The organism is Vibrio sp. 1874 (assembly GCF_033344395.1).
Lineage (GTDB): Bacteria > Pseudomonadota > Gammaproteobacteria > Enterobacterales > Vibrionaceae > Vibrio > Vibrio alginolyticus.
The window spans coordinates 1-1,294 of sequence record NZ_JAWPOR010000098.1 but is presented as its reverse complement, the minus strand read 5'-3'; the positions used below and the strand labels follow the sequence as shown (position 1 = coordinate 1,294).

The 1,294-nt window shown below is 46.7% G+C and carries 1 protein-coding gene; it reads right to left on the bottom strand.

Translation table 11 applies throughout. The features are described from left to right. Positions 1 to 1,294: PAS domain-containing protein (locus R8N46_RS24820; RefSeq protein WP_318189725.1), on the bottom strand; the 1,294-nt coding region annotated here is incomplete at both ends.

The following is a 1,294-nucleotide window of genomic DNA, read 5'->3' as shown; positions in this document are numbered from 1 at the left end:
GAAACCGCTAACCCAATGCCTGTACCTACCGCATGCAAGTTGTCTTTGCCCGACTTAACTTGATAATACATAGCAAAAATCTTATCCAGTTCAGCTTCAGGAATACCGATGCCAGTGTCTTCGACTTCCATAATGATAGTCGCGAAGTCTTCTTCGACATCAGCGCTGACTGTCATCACAACGCCACCTTCTTTGGTGAACTTCATCGCGTTGCTCACTAGGTTCCAAATCACCTGACGTAAACGGGTCGCATCCACCTCGATCGCTTTTGGTAAGTCACTCAAACGTTCTAAGTCGAAACGCAGTCCTTTTTGTTCCGCCATGAGCGCCGAAATACTCTCTATCTCGGCGACAAAGTCTTCAAAGTTCAATGGCGCAGGTAACAGCTCAAGCTTGCGACGGTCGAATTTGTCCATATCGATGATGTCATTGAAGATATTCCCCAACGTAATCGCACTCACGTTAATCGTCTGCATGTGCTTACGCTGCTCTTCCGTCAGCTGGCTATCAAGCAACATTCGACTCAAGCCAACAATGCCGTTTAACGGTGTGCGAAGTTCATGGCTAATTGTGGAGATAAACGTCGTTTTATCTCGGCTGGCTTTTTCTAGAGATTCTTCGTGACGCTTACGCTCAGTAATGTCACGCCCAAAACCAACCAACCCCAAGTGGCGACCGTCTTTGCTATAAAATGGTACTTTGCGCAATTCAAAATAGTGTTTTCGCCCATCAGGGTATTCCAACCATTGCTCGTAAGTGATCGCTTGGTTGTCGCTAAAGACTTTTTGGTCGGTATCTACGATTGGTTGCGCAATTTCTTTACTGTAGACATCCCACGGGCTCAAGCCGACAAGTTGATGCTCTTTCTTGCCCGTTAACTCTTCCATCGCTCGGTTACAACCAGAGAAGACGCCATCGGCATTACGGTAATAAATCAAATCAGGTGACGCATCGATGAATGAACGTAACAAAGCGGTACGCTCTGCTAACTCTAATTGCGTTCGCTCACGCTGGGAAACCTCATTTTCTAGATCCTGCATCGCCTCTTCACGCGCTTCTTCCGCTTTAATCCGCTCTTCAATCTCTAGATTGAGCTTTTCGATGTTCTGCTGTAGTTGGAAGTTCAGTTCTTGGTCGCGTGAACGCATGTCTTTCAATTTAGAAACCAACTTCGTCAATCGTTGACGAGACTCTTCTAACTGATCTACCACCACAGATAGGAAGTAAACGGCCCAGGGCGTGATTAGCAAACCAAAGAAAACGGAACGTACGATGTCGATATCATCGACGCGCC